This is a genomic window from Chryseobacterium daecheongense, assembly GCF_003729955.1.
Lineage (GTDB): Bacteria > Bacteroidota > Bacteroidia > Flavobacteriales > Weeksellaceae > Chryseobacterium > Chryseobacterium daecheongense.
The window spans coordinates 1,310,185-1,334,105 of record NZ_RJTX01000001.1 but is presented as its reverse complement, the minus strand read 5'-3'; the positions used below and the strand labels follow the sequence as shown (position 1 = coordinate 1,334,105).

The window sequence follows — 23,921 nt, the reverse complement described above, 5'->3', positions numbered from 1 at the left end:
AAAATGAAACCAGAAGAATATAGTTCAAAAGATTACCTGCCACTTGGTTATTATCCTTGGCCTGATCTCATTAATCCCCATGCAGAACAAATGGGAAAAGATATGGATGGGTGGATTGACAATGAGTATACTTTCCTGACAGAAAAGCAACGTGAAACTTATAAGAAGATGAGGTTACATATGTGCACAGCACGCATGTGGCCAGATTTAACCTATGAGCAAAGTATTCCCTGTAACAGATTTATGCTCCAATATGTTGCTCTTGACGATCAAATAGAGCATTCGTCCTTAGAGGAGATTCAACAGTTACGGGTACGTTGTGTGGATATTCTAAAAGGAGCTCAACCAAGACCGGAAGAAAATGCGCTTTATCAGCAAATGGCATTGATAAGGGATGAATTCCGTGCTTTAATGCCTGAATTATGGGTTGATCGTTTTATTTACTATTTTTATCAATCCTTTAGGTATGGTATTGAATTGGAGTATCCTTATAAAATAGCACAACGTCCACCATCACTGACACTCTTTAAAACGATTCGTGAATATTCTGTTTTAATGCGCCCTTATCTGATCTTTGGTGAGATTGAATCGGGTCTTGTATTGCCGGAACATATTTTTGAGCATATTGTTGTTCAAAAAATAATATCTTATATGACCCGGATTGTTGCATGGCAAAATGACATTCATTCCCTGCCGAAAGAAATGGCAAAAGGAACTGAGGTCTTTAATCTGGTTTTTGTATTGCAGCAGGAATATAACCTTTCATTAAAGGATGCGTGCTCTCAGGCATCCCGTATCCATGATGAAGAATTGAGTAAAGTGCTTGCTTTACATGCGGAGTATCGTGAATTTGGTGAATATCAGGAGCACATAGATAAATTTGTTTATTATGCCGGAGTTGGACTTCAGGGAGTGAATTCTTTTTATCTGGAAACTGAAAGATACCGGCACGGAGGAGTTGGGTTTGCATGGCCGGAAATTAGCAGAAACTTAAACAAGTAGCACTAGATATATTTTTTAAGACAGGTCTTTGGCCTGTCTTTTTTATGATGAAGAATTACATTAACGAAATCTTTACGTCATACCGTTCAAAAATTTCTATTATTCTATCAAATTTACTTTTAAAAAGTCCCTTACTTTTCTTATGATTCCTCCACGTTAATTCTGAAATTGATTTTACACCAAAGTCACCATTGAAACAATCTTCCAAAGCATGTAAATTTCTCCCAAAATAACCACCAACACCATTTACTTCTTCTCCGATAGTACAATAAAACTCATCTAAATTGTGAAATTCGTTCCCGTCAATCAGAATTTTAATATTTTCTTTAACAGAAGTTGTATTCATAGAATGCAGAGCTTGAACAAGCCAGCCTTGTAATTCATCTTTTTGTAAATTTTTCCAAGCTTTTTTTTCAATAATTTCATTTTTTAGCTTCATCATCAAGGCTTTATGATAACCTTTAGGATGATGCCAAACAAAACCACTAATTGTAATATTATTCTTTTGGGATTTAATTATTTTAATATTGCTGATAAAAGTATTGCTTACAATTGTTTGATCTTGATCAAGTAAATAAATGAAGCCTTGATTGTTGTAAATTCTGGATGATCTTTCTATTTCAGCCTTAAAAGTTTCAATATTATCGATATTGATTAAGTGTAATAGCCGATAAACAAGATTAGATTTGTTGCTTTCAAGATTTTTTACATTATCAATATAAGAAATAATTTTAGGGCAATATCCCGTATCAAGTCCAAAACCAAACATACTTTAACTATTAAAATCTAAATCTAATCATTTTCCATAAATAAAGCCCCAGAAAAACCTGAGGCCTTATCAACTAAATAAAACTATATTACTTTACAATAACTCTTTTCACATGTCCTTCCGAAGTTTTAACAAGATAAACTCCTGTAGAAAGATGAATAGTATCTATTGTCAAAGCATTTTTCTCTTTTCGGATCAGTTTTCCGGACATATCGTACAATTCATAATCCTGTGCTCTGTTGAAGTATAACGTATTTCCTTTAGCAACCGGATTCGGGAAAATATTGAATGTCGTTTTTTCCGTTTTGATCTCTCCTGTTCCTAATGTGGCAGACGCAATTTCATATATGGATAATGTTCCGCTGATCTCATTGGCAATCACAACATATCCTTTTCCGGTAGCAGAGTTTTCAGGAGCAATGTAAATGATTCCTTCCGGGCCGTTATCCCCTCCGAATGCGGATGTTGAACGCGAATGCTTATAATTGGTGAAAGTAGGGTTGTTCGGATCTGTAATATTATATACCATTACCCCTCCGGTTCTTTCTAATGTAATAAAAGCATACGTTTGCCCGTTGATTGTTCCTAAAGCGACTCCTTCCGGTTCAGGTCCTTTGGCACGGCTTCTGTTTTTAGTTCCGTTGGATTCATTATCGGTATTGAAAATCAAAGGGTGACTGGCTGCAATATATCTTTCAAATCGGTCTCCGCTGTCATAAACGATTTGTTGGGTATCTGCATTGAAAATGGAGAATGAACGGGCTCCTAATGCATAGATTTCCTCATATTCATTATCTCCGTCTGTATTCCCGTTCACACTGGTAACTCTGAATCTTCCCAAATTATGAGAAGCTTTTAAAACAGAAGAATTAGGGAAGATTGCAGGATCTAAAGTATAACTGCTCGCTCCCACAGTCGTCCTTTCGCTGAAACCGGATAAATCTTTTTCATCCCCTTCATTAGCGGTTACAATATAATTAGTACCACCAATTTTGTAGTTCTGTAATGCATCCGGCATATAATATGCTTTAACAGGCCAATTGGCAATAACAACTTCGCCGTTATTATCGGAGGCATCAAAACCATTTCCTGGCAGACTCATATCTTTTTTGCCTAATCCCCAAATTCCTGTGATTGTTTTGGTAGCCAAATTCACTTCTGCAATGGCATTGTTTTCCTGGAGTGTAACCCATGCTTTCTGACTGTCTGAACTTACCGTAACATATTCAGGCTCTAAATCCTGGGAAAGGGTATTGGCTGTTCTTACTTTTCTTAATCCTGTTGCTGTTAAAGCAGCCAGTTGAGAATCAAAACTATTAAAATTAAGAGTCGTTACATTACTTTGCGTAAGATTGTTCACTCCTCCTGAAATATCAATAATGCTGATGGTTCCTTCCGGATCTACGGTATAAGCATCATTCGGTTCTCCTTCGTTGGCTGTAATCACCTTTGTGCCATCCGGAGTGAAAGTGATCATATCCGGTAAAGCTCCCACAGTAACCTGCTTCAGGAAAGTCCCGTTGGTATCGAAGAAAACCACCGAACCATTTTGCTGAGGATTAGAATTAGGAGAAGAAACGGCTACGATTCCGTTTTTCACGGCAATACTTGTAATTCCTCCATAAGGTGCCATATTCACAGTTTGAATTACCGACGGAGCTGTAGGATTGCTGAAATTAATGATATCGAAAACGTCCGTTAAAGAACTGATGGTAAAAAGTTTTTGGCTTGCAGGATCATGAACGACAATCTCTGTAGAACTGTTATTGCTTCCCGAAGGATCAAAGCTTCCGATATAATTCAGTTGAATCTGATGGGAAGGAGCAGGAGCCTGCTTATCATTATCAACAATATAAATGGTTGCAGAGTTGTCCCCGGAAATAATTGCTCCGGTTGGATTTTCAAGGCTCACTACAAAATATTCCGCATGTTGTTCCTCTAAAGTATCATCAATAATAGGAATGTTTACTGTATAGCTGTTTGTGGAAGACGTGAAATTAATAGTCTGGCTGGCTAAAGTGAAATCACTGCTGTTGGCTGTACTATAAGGCGCTGGCTTTACTACTAAATTAACAGATGAAGTCGCCGGATTATTGACGTTAATTTTAAAATTTAAATTTCCTGCATTTTCATCTACTTTCACGAAGTTCTTCTCCCAAGAAATGGAAGTTCCGGCTGTAGTGAATGTGCTGGAAGTGGATGCGGTAACGGCATTATCGCTTAGATCTTCAACCATATTCGGTTTTAGAGCTAAATAATAAGCTTGATTGGGAACCAAACCTCCGGTCGGGATTACCGTGATTTTGTTATTACTGAAAAGAGTAGTAAAGGGAACTTGAGAACCGGAAGAATTTCCTAAACGGAATTCAACAAGATTTTGTGCATTAGAATCGTTGATCGCTGAATTATCTATTAATCTTACATTCTCATTAAAAGTAATTGTAGGATTGACAGTAGTTGAAGCATTATTAGTGTTATTTAAAGGAAGATACGTAACTGTAGGTGGAGTAGTGTCAACGGTGCCTGTTGTCGTTGCATCTACCGTAAAGTTATCAAACCGGTTATTTCCTACAGTTCCACCCGCTCCGGCAGAGAATTCGACCTTTAATTTAAAGTTCGGGTTGTTGGCGACTCCTGAAAAAGATGAAAAATCAAATGTAATTAATTGAGGATCGGCATCCAATGGAGTCACTGTTTGGTAAGGGATAAAAGTGGTTCCGTCCGTTGAGTAAGACCAGCTTTGGGTTCCTGCTCCTGAGCCGGATCTTCTTGTAGTGAACTTCACCACAATATTGTTGTACCCGGTAGTGGGAAGAGAGAATTGTAAAGCTCCACCAATAGGATTGTTGAAACGCAAATGCGTCCCCGCAGCATCACCATTTCTGGCGTTCAAATTGGCAATATTGAAATTTTGCCCGGTTCCACCCGCCGGATCTATGACACTCGCTCCCCCTGCAACCGCGATCAGCGATGAGCCACTGACCATAGACGAGGCTGGTGTTGTAATAGCGGTTTCAGAAGCATTATTATTAAAATTCCAATAGTGGATAAGAGACTGCCCGAAGAGTCCGCCTTGAATGAAAAATGCTGCGGCTACAGACGTTTTTAACAAGTAGTTGTTAATCATTTCTACACAATTAAGTTTATGCAAAAATGAACTTTATACTCCGTAAATATTTTAAGCGAATTTTAATAAATGTTTAATAAAATGTACTCTTTATATTCATCAATGGGATTTGATTGCTTTTTTAGGAACCATTTTTTTTAAAGATTGATGTTGTATTTTTCCCATCAAACTTTTTTCAGACTGATACTTTTGGGTGTAAAGAAACCCTGAAATTGCCGTTATGATGATTAAAATAAGGGCAACCCATCCAATTCTTTTAAGCATTTCTTTCATATGGCTAAGTTTTTAATGTCATGAATTTCTAAAGTGGAAGTCGGGTATCCTTTCCGTACAGCATTGATCATGGCTTTCCCAACCTGGTGGAGTGTTAAAGACTGTGATGGTAAAAAAACAGGAAAGAACCAGATAAACGGTTTGAAAAACCATTTAACGTTGGTTTGTCCTTCAACAGGTTTCATGAATCCCGGGCGGAAGTTATAAACTGCTTTAAAACCAAGTTTTTTCAGATCATTTTCTGTTTTTCCTTTAACGCGTGCCCACATCAGTTTGCTGCTTTCACTGCTGTCTGTATGTTTCCCTGAAACATAATTGAAAACCATTTCAGGGTTTTGTTCTAGCACAGCTTTGGCAAAATGAAGGGTAGTGTCGTAGGTAATTTTGGTATATTCTTCTTCACTCATTCCCATACTGCTGATTCCTGCACAGAAAAAGCAGGCATCATATCCCTTTAAACTGGTATCGTTCAGGTCATTTTTCAGGAAGTCCGAAACAATATACTCTTTGAGTTTAGCATGCTTTTTTCCAGACGGTTTTCTGCTGATCGATAAAACCTCTGAAACGGCAGGATTTTCAAGACATTCCATTAAAACACCTTCACCAACCATTCCGGTAGCTCCGGTAAGAATCACTTTTATTGGGTTTGAGCTCATTTTTTAATATTATAATCTTTATGACGATTGGTGGTTTAAATTTACTTTAAAAAAAATAAAATCAGTTACAAAATGTAACTGATTTAAATTTTCTATGAAATTTTCATTTATTTCTTATTCTGTAGATGGCTGTAGATATTATGAATAAGACCATCGGCAACCGATATTTTAGGGACAAAAATCCTATTGATATCCGCCCATGTCATTACATTATTGAAAATTTTCAAAGCGTGTACCAATACGTCGGCTCTGTCCTCCCTCAGATTATACTGGGTCATTCTTTCCTCTACCGTAAGCTCATCAAACTCTTTATATACCTTTTTAAGATGAGATAATGACATTGGTTTTCCATCCTTGGTTTTGCTCATTGAGAACACTTTATTGATGTTTCCCCCGGAACCAATGGCGACAATAGGTTTTTTGCTGGTAATGTTTTTTTTGATCTCCTCTTTCATTTCCTTCCAGTTATCCAAGGTTACCAGGTTATTCAATAGACGGATCGTTCCGATATTGAAGGATTTTTCATATTTCATTTTACCGTTTTCATAGAAAGTAAGTTCTGTTGAACCACCACCAACATCAATATACAGATAAGAGAATTCCTTGTCTAATCCTTCCGCAACATGGTTCTCATAAACTAAAGTGGCTTCTTCATCTCCTGAAATGATCTCGATTTCAATTCCCGAAGTTTCCTTTACTTCTTTTATGATTTGCTGGCCGTTCGCAGCATCACGCATTGCACTGGTGGCACAGGCTCTATAATGATCCACCTTATAAATTTTCATCAAGTCGCTGAAAATTTTCATGGAGTCTACTACCATTTTTTCTCTTTCTTCCCCGATTTTTCCCAATGTGAAAACATCCATTCCCAATCTTAAGGGAATCCTAAGCAGGTTAAGCTTGATAAATTCAGGTTTTCTGTTGTTTATTTTTACTTCATTGATCAAAAGTCTGGCGGCATTACTCCCTATGTCGATAGCAGCGATCTTCATTTCGTATTCGTTTTAGCTTTTAAATATTTATATGTTTCAATTTGAGAACGGCATTCCTTTTTATCATTTCTCACATATTCGTTGCTCAGTTTCTTATCCAGTATTCTTGCCTTCACGTTATCTCTCAGCTGAATGTCAAGAATATCCTTCAATTCTTTTTTCAGTTCTTTGTTGGTAATTTTTGCAGCAGCTTCAATCCTGTAATCTAAATTTCGTGTCATCCAGTCTGCAGAGGATATATAGATATCTTCCGCCCCCTTATTATAGAAATACATTACTCTTGCGTGTTCCAGGTATTCATCTACAATACTTATTCCTTTTATTTTTTCTTTGAAATCTTTCTGATTAACGGCACAATAGATTCCTCTTACAATCATTCTGATGACTACTCCTGCCTTTGCTGCATCATATAATTTTATAATCAAGGTTCGGTCACTTAAAGAATTGGCCTTGATGATCATTTCCGCTTTTCTTCCTGCCTTAGCTTCTTCAATTTCCTTATCAATATGGTGGATGATTTTTTCACGCATAAACTGAGGGCAAACCAATAAGCTTTTACACGTTTTCAAAACCGGTAAAATATCTTCTTTCGGCTTTTTCAAAACATTAAACACTTTGTTGATGTCTGCCATAATGCCACGGTCTGCTGTCATAAGTAAATGATCTCCATAAATTCTGGCCGTTTTTTCATTAAAATTTCCGGTACTCACAAAACCATACTGAATGGTTTTATTATGAGCTCTTTTTTTAATGACACAAAGTTTGGCGTGAACTTTTTTATTTGGAATTCCTACTAAAACTGTGATTCCTTCTGGTTCCAGCATGTCTTTCCATTCCAGGTTGGACTCTTCATCGAATCTGGCCTGAAGTTCAAGCATGACGGTGACTTCTTTACCATTCCTGGCTGCATAAATTAATGCATTAATGATCTTCGAGCTGCTTGCCAACCGGTAAGCCGTGATCTGAATAGATTTTACATCAGGATCCATCGCCGCTTCGCGAAGTAAATCGATAACCGGATTATATTTATGGTAAGGGAAAGTAAGCAATACATCATTTTTCAGGATAACATCCGTCACTCTTTCACCATGCTCAAAAGCAGGGTGAGTAAAAGAAGTTCTTTCCACGGGTCTTTCATAGGCTTCAAAAACGTCAGGGAAATCCATGAAATGCTTGAAATTATGGATTTTACCTCCCGGAATAATACTGTCTTTCTTGGTTAGGTTGAGTTTACGGATCAGCATTTCTAACAATGCTTTGTCCATGTCTTTATCGAAAACAAAACGGGTAGGCTTTCCTTTTCTTCTGTTTTTAAGGCCTTTTTCTATTTTTTCTGCGAAATTGGTTCTGATGTCATTATCAAGATCCAATTCAGCATCTTTTGTCACCTTAAAAGCATTGGCAGAAAATTCATCATATCCAAAATAAGAAAAAATATGCGGTAGGTTAAAGGTAATGACGTCTTCCAGCAGCATGACATTTTTTTCTTCCGGATCTTCTGTAGGGAGAAGAACGAATCTTCCCACAAAGCGAGACGGAATTTCAATAATGGCATAATTGCTCTGGTATTGCCAGTCTTTCTTCCTCATAGCAACCCCTAAATAAAGACTTTTGTCTCTTAAATATGGCATTGGTGTATTGTCATGAAGTAAGATCGGAATCACATTGGATTCTACCACTTCATCAAAATAATTCCTTACAAAATCCTTCTGTTTTGGGGTGAGGTTTTTGGAATTCTTGATGAAAACTTTATGATCTGCCATTTCAGCCTGGATTTTTTTCCAGGTTTTGTCAAAATTCTGTTGTTGCTTAATAACAATGTCATTAATTCTCTGTAATATTTTGGATGGAGGCTGATAAAAGGATTCGGCAATTATTTTTTCCTTAAAATCCATTGCCCTCTTTAGCCCGGCTACACGCACTCTGAAAAATTCATCTAAATTATTGGAAAATATCCCAAGAAAACGGATTCTTAAATGTAAAGGAACCTTTTCGTCCATTGCTTCCTGTAGTACTCTCTCATTGAAAGCTAGCCATGTAATGTCTCTCGGGTTGAAATGTAATGACATATTTGTGTTAAAATTTATCAAAAATAAGAATTAATCATATTGGTAGATGCAATTTAAGGTTAAACTTTAATTAATTTTTACATCTTGAAATGGTTTACTGAAAGCATTTTTGAATACAATGTGTCAATTTGTCACAAATTTCCGGATGGTATAAATATTGAGAAATTCTGAATGTAAATTGAAAATTAAAAATTAGAAAAAATATAAAATATTATGAGTAAAATAATTGGAATTGACTTAGGAACCACCAACTCTTGTGTTGCCGTAATGGAGGGTAAAGACCCTGTAGTTATTCCTAATGCAGAAGGAAAAAGAACTACACCTTCCATTGTAGCATTCACGGAAGATGGTGAAAGAAAAGTAGGAGATCCTGCTAAAAGACAAGCTGTAACGAATCCAAAAAAGACAGTATATTCTATCAAAAGATTTATTGGAACTCATTTTAAAGATGATGCTAGCGAGATCGCAAGAGTGCCTTATGAAGTAGTAAGCGGACCCAACGATACCGTAAAAGTAAAAATAGACGATAGAGAATATACTCCACAGGAAATTTCAGCGATGATCCTTCAGAAAATGAAGAAAACTGCTGAAGATTACCTTGGACAGGAAGTAACAAGAGCGGTTATCACTGTTCCTGCTTACTTTAATGATGCTCAAAGACAGGCTACTAAAGAAGCTGGAGAAATTGCAGGTCTTAAAGTAGAAAGAATTATCAACGAGCCTACAGCTGCTGCGTTAGCGTATGGTTTAGATAAAAATCACAAAGATCAGAAGATCGCAGTATATGACCTTGGTGGAGGTACTTTTGATATCTCTATCCTTGATCTAGGTGATGGGGTATTTGAGGTATTATCTACCAACGGAGATACTCACTTAGGAGGGGATGACTTTGATGATGTGATTATTAACTGGATGGCAGATGAATTCAAGTCTGAAGAAGGAGTAGATCTAAAAGCAGATGCTATTGCTCTTCAAAGATTAAAAGAAGCTGCTGAAAAAGCAAAAATCGAATTATCTTCTTCTCCACAAACTGAAATTAACCTACCATATATTACAGCTACGGCTACAGGTCCTAAACACTTAGTGAAGACTTTAACCAGAGCTAAATTTGAACAGCTAGCTTCAGATCTGGTAAGAAGATCTATGGAGCCTGTTGCAAAAGCATTGAAAGATGCAGGATTATCTACTTCTGATATTGATGAGGTAATTTTAGTAGGGGGTTCTACAAGAATCCCGGTTATCCAAGAAGAAGTGGAAAAATTCTTCGGTAAAAAACCATCTAAAGGAGTAAACCCGGATGAGGTAGTAGCAGTAGGTGCAGCTATCCAGGGAGGAGTTTTAACAGGAGATGTGAAAGATGTATTGCTTCTTGACGTTACTCCACTTTCTTTAGGTATTGAAACAATGGGTTCAGTATTTACGAAATTGATCGAAGCAAATACAACGATCCCAACTAAAAAATCTGAGGTGTTCTCTACAGCTTCTGACAACCAGCCGGCTGTAAGCATCAGAGTAGGACAGGGAGAAAGACCAATGTTCAACGATAACAAAGAGATCGGTAGATTTGATTTAACAGATATTCCACCTGCACCAAGAGGGGTTCCTCAAATTGAAGTAACTTTCGATATTGATGCGAACGGTATCCTTCACGTATCTGCAAAAGATAAAGGTACAGGTAAAGAGCAGTCTATTAAAATCCAAGCTTCTTCAGGTCTTTCTGACGAAGAAATCGAAAGAATGAAGAAAGAAGCTCAGGAAAATGCTTCCGCGGATGCTAAGAAGAAAGAAGAAGTTGAAATCTTCAATAAAGCAGACGGATTGATCTTCCAGACTGAAAAGCAATTGAAAGAATTCGGAGATAAGCTTTCTGCTGACAAAAAAGCAGCGATCGAAAGTGCAGCCGCTGAATTGAAAACAGCTTTTGAAGCTAAAAACAGCGATGACGTAAAAGCTAAAACAGAGGCTTTAGACGCAGCTTGGATGGCCGCTTCAGAAGAATTGTATGCAGCAGGACAACAAGCTCCGGGAGCTGATGCAGGAGCTCAGAATCCAGGAGGAAATGCAGGCGGTGCTGAAGATGTACAGGATGCAGACTTCGAAGAAGTAAAATAATAGTTATAAGCTATATAAATAAAAATCCCTGGGCGAAGCCCGGGGATTTTTTATTATTTGTAAAAATTTACTTCTTTTCAGAATCAATTTTGCCTATTTCCTGCCAATAGAATTTTAAATCAGTTTTCGTCAGGTTTTTATATTTTTCCTCAAATTTCCTGAGTTGTTTATCTTCGAAGCTTTCCAAGGCATTATTTTTTTCGTCGTTCTTCCATTCTTCTACTAATGAAAGTATTTCCGAAGTAATTTTTATGGCTTGTTTTAAATGAGAAGTGATATCTTCTTCTGACGCCTCGCTCCCATAGGTATAAGACAATGAAAAAGGATTTTCTGTATAGAATTTATAGATTTCAAGGAAGCGTTTATCGTTCCTTTTAAGTAATTCCTTGCTGGAATAAAATTTTAACGATTTGCTTCCGTTCTTTGCCAGATAAAAAAGATCGTCGTTGTTGGCAACTTCAGAAAGCTTTTGAAAATACTCATATACTTTACTTTTTTCAGCACCTACTTTAATGTATTCTGATTCCGCATACGCAATGGTATCCAAAGGCTTAGCTAATTTTCTAACCTGTTCTGAAATTTGTGCGTTGATAAAAAATGTGGAAAAAAGGAGGACAAAAGCAATGTTCATTTTCATGGCTGTAAAGATAAAAAAAACTCTCCGAAACTTTATGTTCCGGAGAGCTTCTTTTCAAATTAAATTTTATTTACCGAAGAATATTTTATCCTGCTTTTGTTGGTCATTATAAATGAGTTGGAAACTTACAGGCATATATTCATAAAGAAGTTTCCAATGTTGGATTTTAGCATGTTTTTTAAAGCTTTCAAATGATCGTACGAAGAGATTTTCGATCATATCTCTCACATAAGAATTTCCATTTCGGTAAATCCAATCCATCAGTTTGATGTGATGAGCAATGAGATTGATCTTTGATTCCTGTAAAAGATCTTTTAAATAGTTGATTGTCGCCTGCATGATCCCCGCAAAATTACCTTGTGTTGATAATTGGTTGATCTCGTTTCGAAGTGGGGGATAGAAAAATTTTAAATACTCGGCAGCTATTTTTTGATTAATAGTTTTCATTTGTCCGTTCATCATAATTTTAATTTTTCAAACATTATTCTTGCCGCGAAAAGTATACCAAACTTACAGGCAGGCAGCAAAAATAAATACGCCGATGATTACAGCAATATGGGTTGCCAATATCTCGGTATTGTGTCTGGAATTCAACTTTTTCCAGCTTTTCCAATCGGATAGTTTTCTGATTTTTGTTCTCATAATAGTCTTGTTTTTGTAATGAAATTGTTGAAAAATGTAATGAAATCACATGCCGGATGTATAAATCTGTCTTGAATAAATCTGCCTCAAATCCAAAGAAATAGTATTGAAAATGACTTTTTTGCATTCTTCATTGCAAAATGTAGCAACATTGTCCAATGAATAGATGAATGTATGTTCCAATGCATTTCTGATAGTTGTATCCCCGTTTTTGTAGATCTTATTCATCTTTTTTAAATAGGATAATAACAAATTGGGTTCATTTTCTCCAGCTACTTTTCTGATTTGAACCATAAAAATCCGTATCAGTTCATAAGCATTTTGGGTAGAACATTTTCTTAATTCACTGTGTATCTCAGGAGCAGCCTTTGCGATTTCCTGAACAGCCTGTACGTAATTCATTTTTATTTATTTTACAAATGACGGTACGAATTACATTCCTTTTCTTATTTTTGATTATAATGTATTGTCAGTGAATAGTATATGGTTTATTTCGGAAAAGATCTTTATAAAAAACCTCTCAAAATGATTCGGATAATTCTCAAAACGAGAATATATTGAAACAAAAAAAGCTGCCAATTTCGACGACAGCTTTGTTTGTGTTTTTACCTTCTTACTTACTATTTCAGTAGGTTTATTGTAAATGCAAAGTTGTAATATTATGTCCATTTTTAAAAGGTTTAAAACAGACATTAGATGGTAAAAAACGGACACTACTGTCCTTTGTAAGAGGTAGGTGTTTCTCCTGTATGTTTTTTAAAATATTTAACAAGATTGGTAGGTTCATTGAAATTAAGAGAATAGGCAATCTCTTTTATACTAAGTTTTTCGAAGAGTAAAAGACGTTTTATTTCAATGATAACCCTATTATCAATAAACTCTTTGGCAGACTTTTGAATAGCAGATTGAGTAATTCTGTTTAATGTTTTAGGAGTGATTGCCATAAGCGAAGCATAAAAATCTACACTGCGTTCTTGTGAAAAATGTTTCTCCAATAATTGCTTAAAGTGATAATATTGGGACAAATAATGATGATTGGAAATACTGTCATTATTTCTTTGCTTTTGCCGTTCCGCATAAATCAGGAATAAGCTTGTCAGTTTTTGCAGGCTTTCTTCTTTTACGAAAGTATCATTGGATGAAAGTTCTGCCTGTAGTAGCTGTATCAGAAGGAGCATTTGGGAAAATACTCCAGGTTCAGGCTGTATAAGCGCGCTTGGAAGGGTAGTGTCAAAAATAAGCGTCTGATTCAGGAACGCAAGCTCATTGGCCTGTTTGCGGAAAAAGTTTTCAGTGAATAAGAGAAGATAACCTTTAAATTGTGGGTTTTTCTCATATTGCTGAATCTGGCCCGGAGCTACAAATAGTATAGTCCCTTTTTCAAGAGTATATTCCTTAAAATCTACGAAGTGTTTACCTTTTCCCTCTGTAATAATGAAGGCAACATAAAAATGGATTCTTTCTGTCTTACCGAAATACGTGAAGGTGGACAACATTTTGAAAAAACTGTCCAGTTCCATAATTTCACATTCATAAGGAGCTTTAGCCCGGTTAAACCTGATGTTTTTAATAATCTTTTCCAAATAGATACTTGTGCAAAAAATGGGAATTGAAATTAATTATCGGATCAGAGCAGGACTTAGTATCTTGATGATTGAAGGGTAGCTTTATCCTTTTCTATAGTCAGATGAAAAAGATTCGCGTAATCATCTTCGGCAATAGTGTCAAAAGGTTTCTTCGCCCCAAAGGCTTCCAGTGTTTCAAGAACGGTATTGGAGTGTCCCACAATGATGACGTTTTTTCCGGAATATTTGGAAAGAATCTCCTCCACCAGGCTCTTAATATTTCTCGGATCGTAATTAGTGATTTCTATCTTATTAAATAAAGCAATGGGTTCTATCGTTTGTTGTGTTCTGTTAAATGGAGTAGAATAAGCTGCTGAAAATTTTATTTTCTTTAATTCCGTGAGTAATTTTCCGGCTCTCTGTTTTCCTGTCTCGCTCAGATTCGGGTTCGGATTCCCCTTATCAGAAAGATCTTTTTCCGCATGTCTTACAATATAAACTTGGGTTGTTTGCGCCTGCAGAAACAAGCAGGAAAGCAATAATACGAAGGTGAATAAAAGCTTTTTCATAGCATTGGAAGTCAGGTTTTATCTGATGTTATGCTAAAATAATAATTATATCCTAAAAACAAATACCTTAATGAGATTCTTGCTGTCTTTGAAGTTTACAACTATATTTGTCCCCTCAAAAAAATTAAAAATGTTTTCAAAAATTATAGTTCACAGGGTAGGTAATAAAATCAATGGAGAATCTTTAATTCTTTCTCAGGAAGAATTGCAGCTGGATGAAGGAATGGCAGAATTGCTTGAAAATTATTTTCTGGGTTCTTTCAAATCGGAGGAAACCTACCAGTTTTACAGTGATTCTTATCTGGTGAACAATCCTGTGTACAGTGCTGTGTCTGAAATTTTTGAAGACAAGGCCAAATTCCTATGGGAATCTGAAAATATTGCAAAACATCTTTTTGAGGCTGCTGAAAACCCAAGAGTTCAGGGAGGAGAATTATTTATTGTCTATTTTGAAGGAGAAGAAGCAGGCGGTGAAAAGGTAGATAAAATAGGAATTTTTAAAACTGAGAAGAGAGATTCATTTTTAAAGATATTCCCTCAAAATGAAACCTTTGAGCTGGAAAAAGACCAGGGAATCAGTCTTTCCAAGATCGATAAGGCGGCTTTGATCTATAACAACGGGAAGGAAAGCGGATATGTACTTTCTGTAGTTGACAACAACAAAAATGGTGACATGTATTATTGGTTTGAAGACTTTTTGAAGGTAAAACAGCGTGATGACGAATATTTCCATACCCAGGAAGCCTTAATGGTGTATAAAGACTACATTACCAAACAGCTTCCCCAGGAATTTGAGGTTTCCAAAGCAGATCAGGCTGATTTTTTGAATAAATCCATCAACTTCTTCAAGGAAAAAGAACAATTTAATCTTGATGAGTTCACCAATGAAGTTTTGGGAGATGAACACGTTATTGAAAGCTTTGTGAATTTCAAAACCGACTATGAGCAGGATATGCAGATTAATATTGCAGAGGAATTCCCCATTAATGAAACGGCAGTGAAAAAATCTCAGAGACATTTCAAAAGTATTATCAAGCTGGATAAAAACTTCCATATCTATATTCACGGAGACAGGCAAAAGATTGCTCAGGGGCAGGATGAAAAAGGAAAATATTATATGTTGTATTTTGAGAAAGAAGATTAATACTTCTTATCTTGATACAAGCATAAAAAGAATGAAAACTCTAATAATTGGGATTAGAGTTTTTTGTTTTTAGGATGTGACCTTCAACGGATAATTGAGTAAGGTATAATAAGAAAAGAAGTATAATAAGGCTTTTATTTTTTTGTGGTATCAAAAGTCTGTTTTATCATCATAAAACTTTAAAAAATTCGTTATATTTGATAGATTTAAATATTATATGAATTTTGTAGAGTGTCATGAGGAGCCTATCCATATTCCGGGGTATATACAAAGTTTTGGTTATCTTATTGGCATTGATGCAAAATCATACACCATCACTTTTTTCAGCAGGAATATTTCGGATGTTTTTGATATTGAAAATGCGGAACAGCTTTTCGATAAAAAGATTACGGACTTCCCCGAAAGTTTTCAGGGAATTATAGAATCTGAAATTTATGCTTCTTTAGACCGGTTTACCCGGAGAAAAAACGAAACGTATTTTGATAAGATCATTATCAAAGATAAAGAATATCATTTCTCAGTTTTCAGAAATGATGATCATATATTTTTAGAGTTTGAGGAGGTTATTATTAATCCGAACAAACGGATCTCCAATAAATATGATAATTTCTATTTTATTGATGATGCTCAGGAAATTTGGGACCAGCTTTTAGGAACCTTATCTAAGATCATAGATTATGACCGTTTAATGGTCTATAAATTTATGATGGATGGTTCCGGAAAAGTAATTGCTGAAAAGAGAAAAGGTAACACAGACAGTTATCTGGGGCTGCATTATCCGGAAACAGATATTCCCAGACAGGCGAGAGAGCTGTATCTGAAAAAAAGAAAAAGGATTTTCAGTAATGTACATTCGGAAACAGTTCCGATCTTGAGCAGGGTCAAAGATTCTATCGACCTTACTTTTACCGCTTCACGAGGAATGTCTCCTATTCATGGTCAGTACATTAAAAACTCGGGAGCTTCTTCAAGCTTTAGTGTTTCCATCATTATTGATAATCATTTATGGGGATTGGTGACCTGTCAGAATACGGAGCCCAAACATATAGATCTTGAAGACAGGGTACAAGCTGGAATCTTTACGGCATTAGCTTCTAATGCTTATTCGTCATTTAAGTCCAAAAAAGAGCTGAATTACCGTTTGGAATTGAATGAAAGATCTTCACAATTAAAAGCGGAATTCCTAAAGCAGAACTCCTTATTTGATTCTTTGGTTCAAAATAAAGCAGAAATTAAAGAATTACCGGAAGCAGATGGTTTAGCCATTGCCTTCGACGAATATATCGTTACTGAAGGAACGGCTCCTCAGCGAGATGTTCTTGACAAGATTATAGAATGGGCTAATGAAAATGTAAAAGAAAATATCTATGTAAGCCGCAGTTTTCTGAAAGATCATGGTGATGAGCTGGGATTGGACGAAAGTACGGCAGGAATCATCATTTATTTTATAGAAAGAAGTAAGAATGAGATGCTGATCTGGTTCAGAAAAGAATTTGATGAGCATATCAACTGGGCGGGAAATCCTGAAAAGAAAATTGAGGTTTTTGTTCAAAACGGAGAGGAAAAGCAAATGGTATCGCCACGCACTTCTTTTCAGCTGTTCACGGAAAATATTAAAGGGAATTCTAAAAGATGGAATTCAGGGAATATCAGTGCTGTACATGCTGTACGTGATGTGATTCTGGAAACCTCTCATAAACAATATACGGTGATCAAACGCCTTAATGATGAGCTGAAAAAGGTAAATGAAGAGCTGGATAGCTTTTCATACACCATTTCACATGATCTGGGAACTCCGTTAACCGTGATGAAACTGAATGCACAGATGCTTTTGAATAATCTTACCGATGGTTCAGAAAAAAGCAGACATAAAATCAACACCATTATTGAAGAAATAGACAGTATGGCCGAAATGATGCATGATGTTCTACAGCTTAGCCGGGCGAAGTACAGCGAAATACAGTTGGAGGGGATTAAAACCGATACTATGATTCATAAGATCTCTGAAAACGCCAAGATTACCTTTGAAAGTCCGGGAAGTGAGATCATCATTAGAGAATGTCCTGATGTTCTTGCAGATAAAACCATGCTGCATCAGGTTTTTCTGAATATCATCAATAATGCGGTTAAATACTCTTCTCATAATGAACAGCCTAAAGTTGAAATTGAAGGGACGGAGGACGGTCAAACTATCATTTACAGGATTTCAGATAATGGGATAGGTATTCCTGAAGAGGAAAAACATAAAATGTTTAAAATTTTCAACAGGCTGGATAATGCCAAAAAATTCAAAGGAAATGGAGTAGGCTTATCTATTGTACATAGGATCATGAAGAGAATAGGAGGTGACGTCACTTACGAAAGCAGCGAAAAGGGGACATCTTTTATTTTGACATTTAAAAAGCCTTACCTTTGAGGTAAATCATTAAATTTTAGTATGGTTTCGGAATATCTTAAACAAAATACAGCAGAATATCACAACGCTGCTGAAAAATTATTTAACTCTGAAAGAATTTTTAACAAAACCTTCACTTTAGAAGACTATAAAAAAATCATTCATTCCAATTATCTGATGTTATTGCATTCGGAGGACAAGATATTCAACAGCCTTTCCCAAAGATTTTCCGAAAAGCTTCAATTGAACTTAAGAAGAAAGCTGCCTTTGATACAAAAGGATCTTAAAAGCCTGTCATTGGAAAACAAAGATGCCATGCATGTGCTGGAAATTGAAAATGAGCATGAAGCATTAGGGATGCTTTATGTGATCGAAGGTTCTACTTTAGGCGGAAATGTTATTGCTAAGCAACTTTCCAAAACTGAGGGTTTTGACGATATTACGTTTCATTTCTTTGGCTGTTATCAGGAAAACACAGGTTTTATGTGGAAAAATTTCAAAGAAGTGTTAGACTCGGAAGTGCATCAGGAAAATTATGATGAGGTATTGTCGGGAGCTCAAAAATTATACACATTACTGTTGAATGTACATTAAATTCTTACTTGCCTTTACCTGAATTTTTTCATTTGCAATTAAATTCCTTAAAAATTGCTCAACTTTTCAAGAATTATTAAATTTGGAAGTCAAAAATTTCAGACCGGACAAATTTAAATAAACAATAAAAAAGTATACATTATGAAAGTAACCGTAGTAGGTGCAGGAGCTGTAGGAGCAAGTTGTGCAGAATACATCGCAATGAAAAATTTCTGTTCAGAAGTAGTTTTAGTAGATATTAAAGAAGGTTTTGCTGAAGGTAAAGCAATGGATTTGATGCAAACAGCATCATTGAACGGTTTTGACACTAAAATTACAGGAACAACAGGAGATTACAGTAAAACTGCAGGTTCCCATGTAGCGGTGATCACTTCAGGGATTCCAAGAAAACCTGGAATGACAAGAGAAGAATTAATCGGAATCAACGCAGGAATCGTGAAAGAAGTTACTGAAAACTTAGTAAAACACTCTCCTGACGTTATCATCATTGTGGTTTCTAACCCAATGGATACTATGGCTTACTTGGTACACAAAACTTCCGGTCTTCCAAAGCACAGAATCATCGGTATGGGTGGTGCTCTTGACTCAGCAAGATTCAAATACAGATTGGCTGAAGCATTGGAAAGCCCTATTTCTGATGTAGACGGAATGGTAATCGCTGCTCACAGTGACACAGGAATGCTTCCGTTATTGAGCAAAGCGACAAGAAACGGAGTTCCTGTAACAGAATTCTTAAGCGAAGAAAAGCAACAATATGTTATTGAAGAAACTAAAGTAGGAGGAGCTACTCTTACTAAATTATTAGGAACTTCTGCTTGGTATGCTCCAGGTGCTGCTGTTTCTGTAATGGTTCAGGCAATTGCATGTGACCAGAAGAAAATGATCCCTTGTTCTTTAATGCTTGATGGTGAATACGGAGAAAGCGATATCTGCTTAGGTGTTCCTGCAATTATCGGAGCAAACGGTGTTGAAAGAATTGTAGATATTACTTTAACTGAAGAAGAAAAAGCAAAATTCGCTGAAGCTGCAAAAGCGGTAAGAGAGGTGAATGGAGATTTGAAGTTTTAATTGAAAACTTTATATAAAAAAGCTCCGGCGCGACCTTTGGTCGCGCCGGAGCTTTTTTTATTCAAATAATTTATTTCAATGAATTTAAAATCTTTTCTGCTTCCAGATCCCGCTTTTGAATAATATCTTCATCGCTATATCTGATGAGCTTATTGATTCTGATACCCGTTTTTTGAGTTTGTGTGTTGTCATCATAAAAGATGCCGTTTCCGGTAAACACCAGATTGTACCCGGCTGCAAGTGGCTCTGTTACAGTGTCTCCATCGGCTCCGGCTGTTTTTTGGCCTATGGTAATGGCTTGCGGAAAAACTTTCTGTAGGTTCATGGTATTCCATTCACTCATGCTTAAAGTATCAGGATTAACAATGATGAAGACTTTTCCTTGATATGGATGGACGGTTTTATTCTCAATTAAGGGATAGTAGTGACCAAATTGGGTATAACTGATGGGAATATAAGTTCCTTTATTTTTAATGTTGGGTTCGTAATATTTCCCAAAATGATTTTCTAGCGGAGAAAAATATTTATAAATATAATGAAATACAAATCCGCCCCAGTCCGGATAACCCCGCATATCAAAGACAATGGCTTTTTTTGATGAAGCTTCTTTAAAAATACGATCCATTTGATCATCCAGCTGATCGTCAGGAATATTATCAATGATAGAAAAAATGTCATTAATTTTAAAATAAGCTATATCCTTATGAGATATTTTGTATTGGGTTTCAGTATGTATCTTTTCTTTGATATATGCTGTAACCTTCGCTAAGTCCTCTTTGTTCCTGAAATCTGTAAAATCTACTTTCAAGCTGCGGATTGTATGATCTTGATTTGATTTTACCTTCAGGTTTTTTTGAGCAAGGTCATCCGGCCAGATCAAATTTCTCTGATAATCAGACATCATGTGAAGAAGAGTTTCCATATTGGAAGCTGAGATCAATGCCTGTTTTTCTTTGATGATTTCTGAAATACTTTTACCATTGATTTCCATTATTTGGTCTCCGACCTGGATTTGGGATTTAGCGCCTATTTCAGGAAGGATAAGGTGGGTAACCAACAAATGATCTTCAAAAAGAACATAATCGAAAGGAGGATAATATAAACAATGATATATTTCGTTTTTATAGTGCAACTGATCATAAAATCTAAACGCATGAGTATCTTCCATTTTGGCTACTGCTTTAGCAAGAATGATTTCAAAGTCTTTGCGGGAAGTACAGTTAATGGCTAGATCTAATAAATGAGTAAAGTAAGCGTCAGAATCTTTGGGCATCAAATATTTGTGAGGATAAAGATAATCGATGGAACCCTGAATCTTCGCCATGATTAACAAGCGGTATGGTAAAGGAAGGTTTTGCTCCTTAGAAAATTGGTCCTTGCTTTTATCTGTTGTTGATGGAGCCTTTTTTATAGATGTTGTTATAGATCTGTGATTGTAAATGCTATTAAGTAATACCTTGTTTTCAGCATTGATCTTTTTATTCTTCTGATACCAATTGAAATTTTGATTGGCGGATAGTAGATCCTTTGGATCATCTGTTACAGAAGCTCCGGGAAATTGATTGGTCAAATTTTTAGTTAAAGCTGCAATGACCGAATTAGCATCCGATTGATCAGTGATTTCTCCAACTGTTGCTAAAAATAAACTATCTGCATCCATTCTTCCATCAGCTACATCCGGATGATAGTATTTTAAAAAGTTCCAGGTCTTGAAGAAAAGATAATACTGATCTTTTTGACCATAAGCGAAAGAGTAAGTAAGGATCAGGAAAAAGATGATATTTATTTTTCTCATATTTTTATTGCTAGACTTTGAAAAGATAAGTTTTTTTAATGAAAAAAATCAATTTTAATTAGATGTATATAGATTATTTTAAAGTCTTTTCCGGGTATTGATGAAGTCCCAAACTGCCTTTACAAATTCCTTATTTCTTTCATAATACAACAGATGCCCTCCGTTGATTAAAACAATTTTCTGGTCAGGAAACCGGAAGTGTTTGTAATGATTGGTTCCTACTGCCTTGTCCTTTTTTCCGGTGATCACCAAAACAGGGATCTTAATGTTTTTTGTAAGAAGAGTATAATCAGCATAATATTCCGGATATTCCTGTGGTTTTGAAATCACAGCCATTCCAAAATCTATGATTCTTGGATGTAATGAATCTATTTTATCCATTTCCTTGATGGTTTCAACATCATCAGTGAGAAATTTATATCCCATCCGTTTTGACCTTAAGGCTTTACTTATTGTAGAAAGCTCTGTAGATAAACTGTCTTTCGGAACTAATCTGCCTTTTTGCTGTAGAAGCTCATTTCCATATTCTATTTGTTCTTTTACAGATTCATCATTGAGAAAGTGGAGTGTGACGTTAGCTAAAATTAATCCCTTTGTATGTTGCGGATACTTTTTTGCATAGTTTACGGCAATAATTCCTCCGAAGGAATGAGCCATTAAAAATATTTTATCAAGTTTTAAATGCTGCCTCAATTCTTCAATGTCCTGAACCATTTTGTCCAGATGATAATTATCCGACTTCCCCGATTCCCCGGAACCGCGTTGATCCATATAGATCATTTTCAGATTTTTCTCAAGGTGGTTTCCTCCTAATAATTCAAAGGAAGCATATCCCTGTCCCGGACCTCCCGGAACATACATACAGGCTTCTCCTTTTCCGGAAACCTTGAATTTAATTTTTACATGATCAGATGTTTCAAAAAAACTTTCACGGGATGAAGCATCTTGTGCCAAAATAACATTCGGAATGATAAAAAGTAATAATAACCAGATTGTTCTCATATAATAATAACATCCGGAATTGAGAATTTATTACTTAAGGTTAAATTAAAAAGTCACTTAAAAATCAAAAGAATTATAAAATTTTTAATGTTTAATTTTAATTTCAATTAATTTTTTAAGATCAGAAATGAAAGAATCATTCCGGATATCAATTCTTATTCCTCTGCCTTCAGCATATTTTTTCGTGTTTTTGAGTTCAGTGATGAGTGTTTCTGAAATGCTGCTGTTACAGACTTCTTCGAAAGCTTTTTCACCGAAAACCAAACCGACTTTAAAAAACTGATCGCGGGGCAACAGATAAACCAGAACCCTCTTTTTATCACTAATTCTAAACCCCCAACCGAATTTTTGACCAGAAAAATGCCAGTCGAAGCTGGCTTCCGGGAATTTTTCTAGGGTAAAAGAAAACAGTTCGTTCCAGAATTTATATTTTTCGCCCAAAGCTATTTTGAGATCATCTTCAGAAGGTTTAGCTGTTTTATCAGTAAAAATACTCGTCATAAATTGATTTAATGAAAGGTAAATTTAAATAATTTAAGTGTTGGATACCTATTAATTAAAAGATTTTCTAAACTCCAAAGGTGAAAGATCGGTTTTGCTTTTAAATAATTTACTGAAGGATTGTGGATGCTCAAAGCCCAATTCATACGCAATTTCGCTTACGGATAACTGAGTTGTAGAAAGCTTTTCCTTTGCCTTTTCAATAAGCTTTTCATGAATATGCTGCTGTGTGCTTTGTCCGGTCAGGACTTTTAGGAGCCCGGTCAGATAGCTTGGCGAAACATTAAGTTGTTCAGCAATGAATTGAACGGAAGGTAACCCTTTTGAAGCTAAATTTTCATTATTAAAATAATCATCCAGCAGCTTTTCTAAAGAACCAAGGATTTTATGATTGGAAATTTTTCGTGTAATGAATTGTCTTTGATAAAAGCGTTCAGCATAACTCAATAAAGTTTCTATTTGCGAAATGATAATATTTTGACTGAATTGATCAATATTAGAATGGTATTCCTGTTGAATATTTTCAATGATCCGATGAAGGATTATTTCTTCCTTTTCTGAAAGGAATAAAGCTTCGTTGACAGAGTAATCAAAAAAATCATAGTTTTTGATATTTTTAGCTAAAGAAGAATTCCAGAGAAAATCAGGATGGATCAGTAAAATCCATCCTGTATGTTTTGTTCTTTCGTGAGTCTCTGGATCAATAGTTACCCCAAAAACTTGTCCGGGGGCCATAAAAAACATCACTCCTTCATCAAAATCATATTCCTGTTGTCCATATTTTATTTTGGCATTGGATGTTCTTTTAATGGAAATCGAATAAAAATCAAGGATCCAGCTCAGTTCATTTGCTTCTGCATCATGTTTGATCGCACTGTAATCCACAATGCTAATCAAAGGATGCTGAGGTTTCGGAAGACCACGAAATTGATGGAACTCCTGAATTGTTTTTATTCTAACCGGTTGTTTCATTAGATAAATTTAGCGGAATGATTTTAGTTTTAAAGAA

At 35.8% G+C, this 23,921-nt stretch carries 22 protein-coding genes; 6 read left to right on the top strand and 16 right to left on the bottom strand.

The features are described 5' to 3' along the window. Positions 1-3: 3 nt before the first annotated feature. Positions 4-1,002 carry a terpene synthase family protein gene (locus tag EGI05_RS06195; protein ID WP_123262172.1) on the top strand — a complete coding sequence of 333 codons (999 nt, stop codon included), beginning with the start codon at positions 4-6 and terminating at the stop codon, positions 1,000-1,002. A gap of 55 nt (positions 1,003-1,057) precedes the next feature. Here EGI05_RS06195 and EGI05_RS06190 read toward each other — a convergent pair whose 3' ends face one another. The 6 genes from EGI05_RS06190 to ppk1 form a co-directional block, all read right to left on the bottom strand. After that, positions 1,058-1,771, bottom strand: coding sequence for a barstar family protein (locus EGI05_RS06190; protein WP_123262171.1), 714 nt, complete (start codon positions 1,769-1,771; stop codon positions 1,058-1,060). 88 nt (positions 1,772-1,859) lie between these two features. Beyond that, complete coding sequence (locus tag EGI05_RS06185) at positions 1,860-4,898, bottom strand: choice-of-anchor I family protein (RefSeq protein WP_123262170.1); 3,039 nt, start codon at positions 4,896-4,898, stop codon at positions 1,860-1,862. Positions 4,899-4,997: 99 nt separating this feature from the next. Next, positions 4,998-5,171: a hypothetical protein gene (locus tag EGI05_RS17950; RefSeq protein WP_166668305.1), complete on the bottom strand. Its 174-nt coding sequence runs from the start codon at positions 5,169-5,171 to the stop codon at positions 4,998-5,000. Continuing rightward, positions 5,168-5,827, bottom strand: coding sequence for an NAD-dependent epimerase/dehydratase family protein (locus EGI05_RS06180; protein ID WP_123262169.1), 660 nt, complete (start codon positions 5,825-5,827; stop codon positions 5,168-5,170). Before EGI05_RS06180 ends, EGI05_RS17950 begins: the two co-directional genes overlap by 4 nt. Before the next feature lie 107 nt (positions 5,828-5,934). Beyond that, entirely contained in the window at positions 5,935-6,819 is an 885-nt protein-coding gene (locus tag EGI05_RS06175; RefSeq protein WP_123262168.1) for a Ppx/GppA phosphatase family protein, read from the bottom strand. Next, complete coding sequence (gene ppk1, locus EGI05_RS06170; RefSeq protein WP_123262167.1) at positions 6,816-8,888, bottom strand: polyphosphate kinase 1; 2,073 nt, start codon at positions 8,886-8,888, stop codon at positions 6,816-6,818. Before ppk1 ends, EGI05_RS06175 begins: the two co-directional genes overlap by 4 nt. Positions 8,889-9,101: 213 nt before the next feature. Here ppk1 and dnaK point away from each other — a divergent pair, with 213 nt between their 5' ends. Then, positions 9,102-11,000, top strand: coding sequence for a molecular chaperone DnaK (dnaK, locus tag EGI05_RS06165; protein ID WP_123262166.1), 1,899 nt, complete (start codon positions 9,102-9,104; stop codon positions 10,998-11,000). A 67-nt stretch (positions 11,001-11,067) separates the two neighbouring features. Here the strand turns inward: dnaK and EGI05_RS06160 are convergent, their stop codons facing one another. The 6 genes from EGI05_RS06160 to EGI05_RS06140 all read right to left on the bottom strand — a co-directional run bounded on the left by EGI05_RS06160 (position 11,068) and on the right by EGI05_RS06140 (position 14,413). Beyond that, complete coding sequence (locus EGI05_RS06160; protein ID WP_123262165.1) at positions 11,068-11,637, bottom strand: hypothetical protein; 570 nt, start codon at positions 11,635-11,637, stop codon at positions 11,068-11,070. 66 nt (positions 11,638-11,703) lie between these two features. After that, positions 11,704-12,099: a DUF7674 family protein gene (locus EGI05_RS06155; protein WP_123262164.1), complete on the bottom strand. Its 396-nt coding sequence runs from the start codon at positions 12,097-12,099 to the stop codon at positions 11,704-11,706. 48 nt (positions 12,100-12,147) lie between these two features. Further along, positions 12,148-12,279 (bottom strand): hypothetical protein, encoded by a 132-nt coding sequence (locus EGI05_RS18150; protein ID WP_262693998.1) that lies wholly within the window; start codon positions 12,277-12,279, stop codon positions 12,148-12,150. A 45-nt stretch (positions 12,280-12,324) separates the two neighbouring features. Then, entirely contained in the window at positions 12,325-12,681 is a 357-nt protein-coding gene (locus EGI05_RS06150) for a DUF7674 family protein (RefSeq protein WP_123262163.1), read from the bottom strand. A 311-nt stretch (positions 12,682-12,992) separates the two neighbouring features. Further along, positions 12,993-13,862 carry an AraC family transcriptional regulator gene (locus EGI05_RS06145; protein WP_123262162.1) on the bottom strand — a complete coding sequence of 290 codons (870 nt, stop codon included), beginning with the start codon at positions 13,860-13,862 and terminating at the stop codon, positions 12,993-12,995. Positions 13,863-13,918: 56 nt separating this feature from the next. Next, positions 13,919-14,413 (bottom strand): phosphoglycerate mutase family protein, encoded by a 495-nt coding sequence (locus EGI05_RS06140; RefSeq protein WP_123262161.1) that lies wholly within the window; start codon positions 14,411-14,413, stop codon positions 13,919-13,921. Positions 14,414-14,543: 130 nt separating this feature from the next. Here EGI05_RS06140 and EGI05_RS06135 point away from each other — a divergent pair, with 130 nt between their 5' ends. The 4 genes from EGI05_RS06135 (at position 14,544) to EGI05_RS06120 (ending at position 19,614) form a co-directional block, all read left to right on the top strand. Beyond that, positions 14,544-15,557 (top strand): nucleoid-associated protein, encoded by a 1,014-nt coding sequence (locus tag EGI05_RS06135; RefSeq protein WP_123262160.1) that lies wholly within the window; start codon positions 14,544-14,546, stop codon positions 15,555-15,557. A gap of 217 nt (positions 15,558-15,774) precedes the next feature. Then, positions 15,775-17,973: an ATP-binding protein gene (locus EGI05_RS06130; RefSeq protein WP_123262159.1), complete on the top strand. Its 2,199-nt coding sequence runs from the start codon at positions 15,775-15,777 to the stop codon at positions 17,971-17,973. A 21-nt stretch (positions 17,974-17,994) separates the two neighbouring features. After that, the gene (locus EGI05_RS06125; protein ID WP_123262158.1) at positions 17,995-18,546 is read left to right on the top strand and encodes a biliverdin-producing heme oxygenase; all 552 of its coding nucleotides are present in this window, start codon (positions 17,995-17,997) and stop codon (positions 18,544-18,546) included. Between the two features lie 141 nt (positions 18,547-18,687). Continuing rightward, positions 18,688-19,614 (top strand): malate dehydrogenase, encoded by a 927-nt coding sequence (locus EGI05_RS06120; protein WP_121460330.1) that lies wholly within the window; start codon positions 18,688-18,690, stop codon positions 19,612-19,614. 70 nt (positions 19,615-19,684) lie between these two features. On the opposite strand, the gene EGI05_RS06115 is transcribed toward EGI05_RS06120, so the two are convergent. The 4 genes from EGI05_RS06115 to EGI05_RS06100 form a co-directional block, all read right to left on the bottom strand. Next, complete coding sequence (locus EGI05_RS06115) at positions 19,685-21,409, bottom strand: S41 family peptidase (RefSeq protein ID WP_123262157.1); 1,725 nt, start codon at positions 21,407-21,409, stop codon at positions 19,685-19,687. 78 nt (positions 21,410-21,487) lie between these two features. After that, positions 21,488-22,411: an alpha/beta fold hydrolase gene (locus tag EGI05_RS06110; protein ID WP_123262156.1), complete on the bottom strand. Its 924-nt coding sequence runs from the start codon at positions 22,409-22,411 to the stop codon at positions 21,488-21,490. A gap of 84 nt (positions 22,412-22,495) precedes the next feature. Continuing rightward, entirely contained in the window at positions 22,496-22,912 is a 417-nt protein-coding gene (locus tag EGI05_RS06105) for a DUF3788 family protein (RefSeq protein WP_123262155.1), read from the bottom strand. A 51-nt stretch (positions 22,913-22,963) separates the two neighbouring features. Then, the gene (locus EGI05_RS06100) at positions 22,964-23,884 is read right to left on the bottom strand and encodes a helix-turn-helix domain-containing protein (RefSeq protein WP_123262154.1); all 921 of its coding nucleotides are present in this window, start codon (positions 23,882-23,884) and stop codon (positions 22,964-22,966) included. Positions 23,885-23,921: the final 37 nt, after the last annotated feature.

Excerpts from the sequence above, each read along its gene's own strand:
- EGI05_RS06195 (WP_123262172.1), top strand. The coding sequence starts at position 4 with ATGAAACCAGAAGAATATAGTTCAAAAGATTACCTGCCACTTGGTTAT.
- EGI05_RS06190 (WP_123262171.1), bottom strand. The coding sequence starts at position 1,771 with ATGTTTGGTTTTGGACTTGATACGGGATATTGCCCTAAAATTATTTCT.
- EGI05_RS06185 (WP_123262170.1), bottom strand. The coding sequence starts at position 4,898 with ATGATTAACAACTACTTGTTAAAAACGTCTGTAGCCGCAGCATTTTTC.
- EGI05_RS17950 (WP_166668305.1), bottom strand. The coding sequence starts at position 5,171 with ATGAAAGAAATGCTTAAAAGAATTGGATGGGTTGCCCTTATTTTAATC.
- EGI05_RS06180 (WP_123262169.1), bottom strand. The coding sequence starts at position 5,827 with ATGAGCTCAAACCCAATAAAAGTGATTCTTACCGGAGCTACCGGAATG.
- EGI05_RS06175 (WP_123262168.1), bottom strand. The coding sequence starts at position 6,819 with ATGAAGATCGCTGCTATCGACATAGGGAGTAATGCCGCCAGACTTTTG.
- ppk1 (WP_123262167.1), bottom strand. The coding sequence starts at position 8,888 with ATGTCATTACATTTCAACCCGAGAGACATTACATGGCTAGCTTTCAAT.
- dnaK (WP_123262166.1), top strand. The coding sequence starts at position 9,102 with ATGAGTAAAATAATTGGAATTGACTTAGGAACCACCAACTCTTGTGTT.
- EGI05_RS06160 (WP_123262165.1), bottom strand. The coding sequence starts at position 11,637 with ATGAAAATGAACATTGCTTTTGTCCTCCTTTTTTCCACATTTTTTATC.
- EGI05_RS06155 (WP_123262164.1), bottom strand. The coding sequence starts at position 12,099 with ATGATGAACGGACAAATGAAAACTATTAATCAAAAAATAGCTGCCGAG.
- EGI05_RS18150 (WP_262693998.1), bottom strand. The coding sequence starts at position 12,279 with ATGAGAACAAAAATCAGAAAACTATCCGATTGGAAAAGCTGGAAAAAG.
- EGI05_RS06150 (WP_123262163.1), bottom strand. The coding sequence starts at position 12,681 with ATGAATTACGTACAGGCTGTTCAGGAAATCGCAAAGGCTGCTCCTGAG.
- EGI05_RS06140 (WP_123262161.1), bottom strand. The coding sequence starts at position 14,413 with ATGAAAAAGCTTTTATTCACCTTCGTATTATTGCTTTCCTGCTTGTTT.
- EGI05_RS06135 (WP_123262160.1), top strand. The coding sequence starts at position 14,544 with ATGTTTTCAAAAATTATAGTTCACAGGGTAGGTAATAAAATCAATGGA.
- EGI05_RS06130 (WP_123262159.1), top strand. The coding sequence starts at position 15,775 with ATGAATTTTGTAGAGTGTCATGAGGAGCCTATCCATATTCCGGGGTAT.
- EGI05_RS06125 (WP_123262158.1), top strand. The coding sequence starts at position 17,995 with ATGGTTTCGGAATATCTTAAACAAAATACAGCAGAATATCACAACGCT.
- EGI05_RS06120 (WP_121460330.1), top strand. The coding sequence starts at position 18,688 with ATGAAAGTAACCGTAGTAGGTGCAGGAGCTGTAGGAGCAAGTTGTGCA.
- EGI05_RS06115 (WP_123262157.1), bottom strand. The coding sequence starts at position 21,409 with ATGAGAAAAATAAATATCATCTTTTTCCTGATCCTTACTTACTCTTTC.
- EGI05_RS06110 (WP_123262156.1), bottom strand. The coding sequence starts at position 22,411 with ATGAGAACAATCTGGTTATTATTACTTTTTATCATTCCGAATGTTATT.
- EGI05_RS06105 (WP_123262155.1), bottom strand. The coding sequence starts at position 22,912 with ATGACGAGTATTTTTACTGATAAAACAGCTAAACCTTCTGAAGATGAT.
- EGI05_RS06100 (WP_123262154.1), bottom strand. The coding sequence starts at position 23,884 with ATGAAACAACCGGTTAGAATAAAAACAATTCAGGAGTTCCATCAATTT.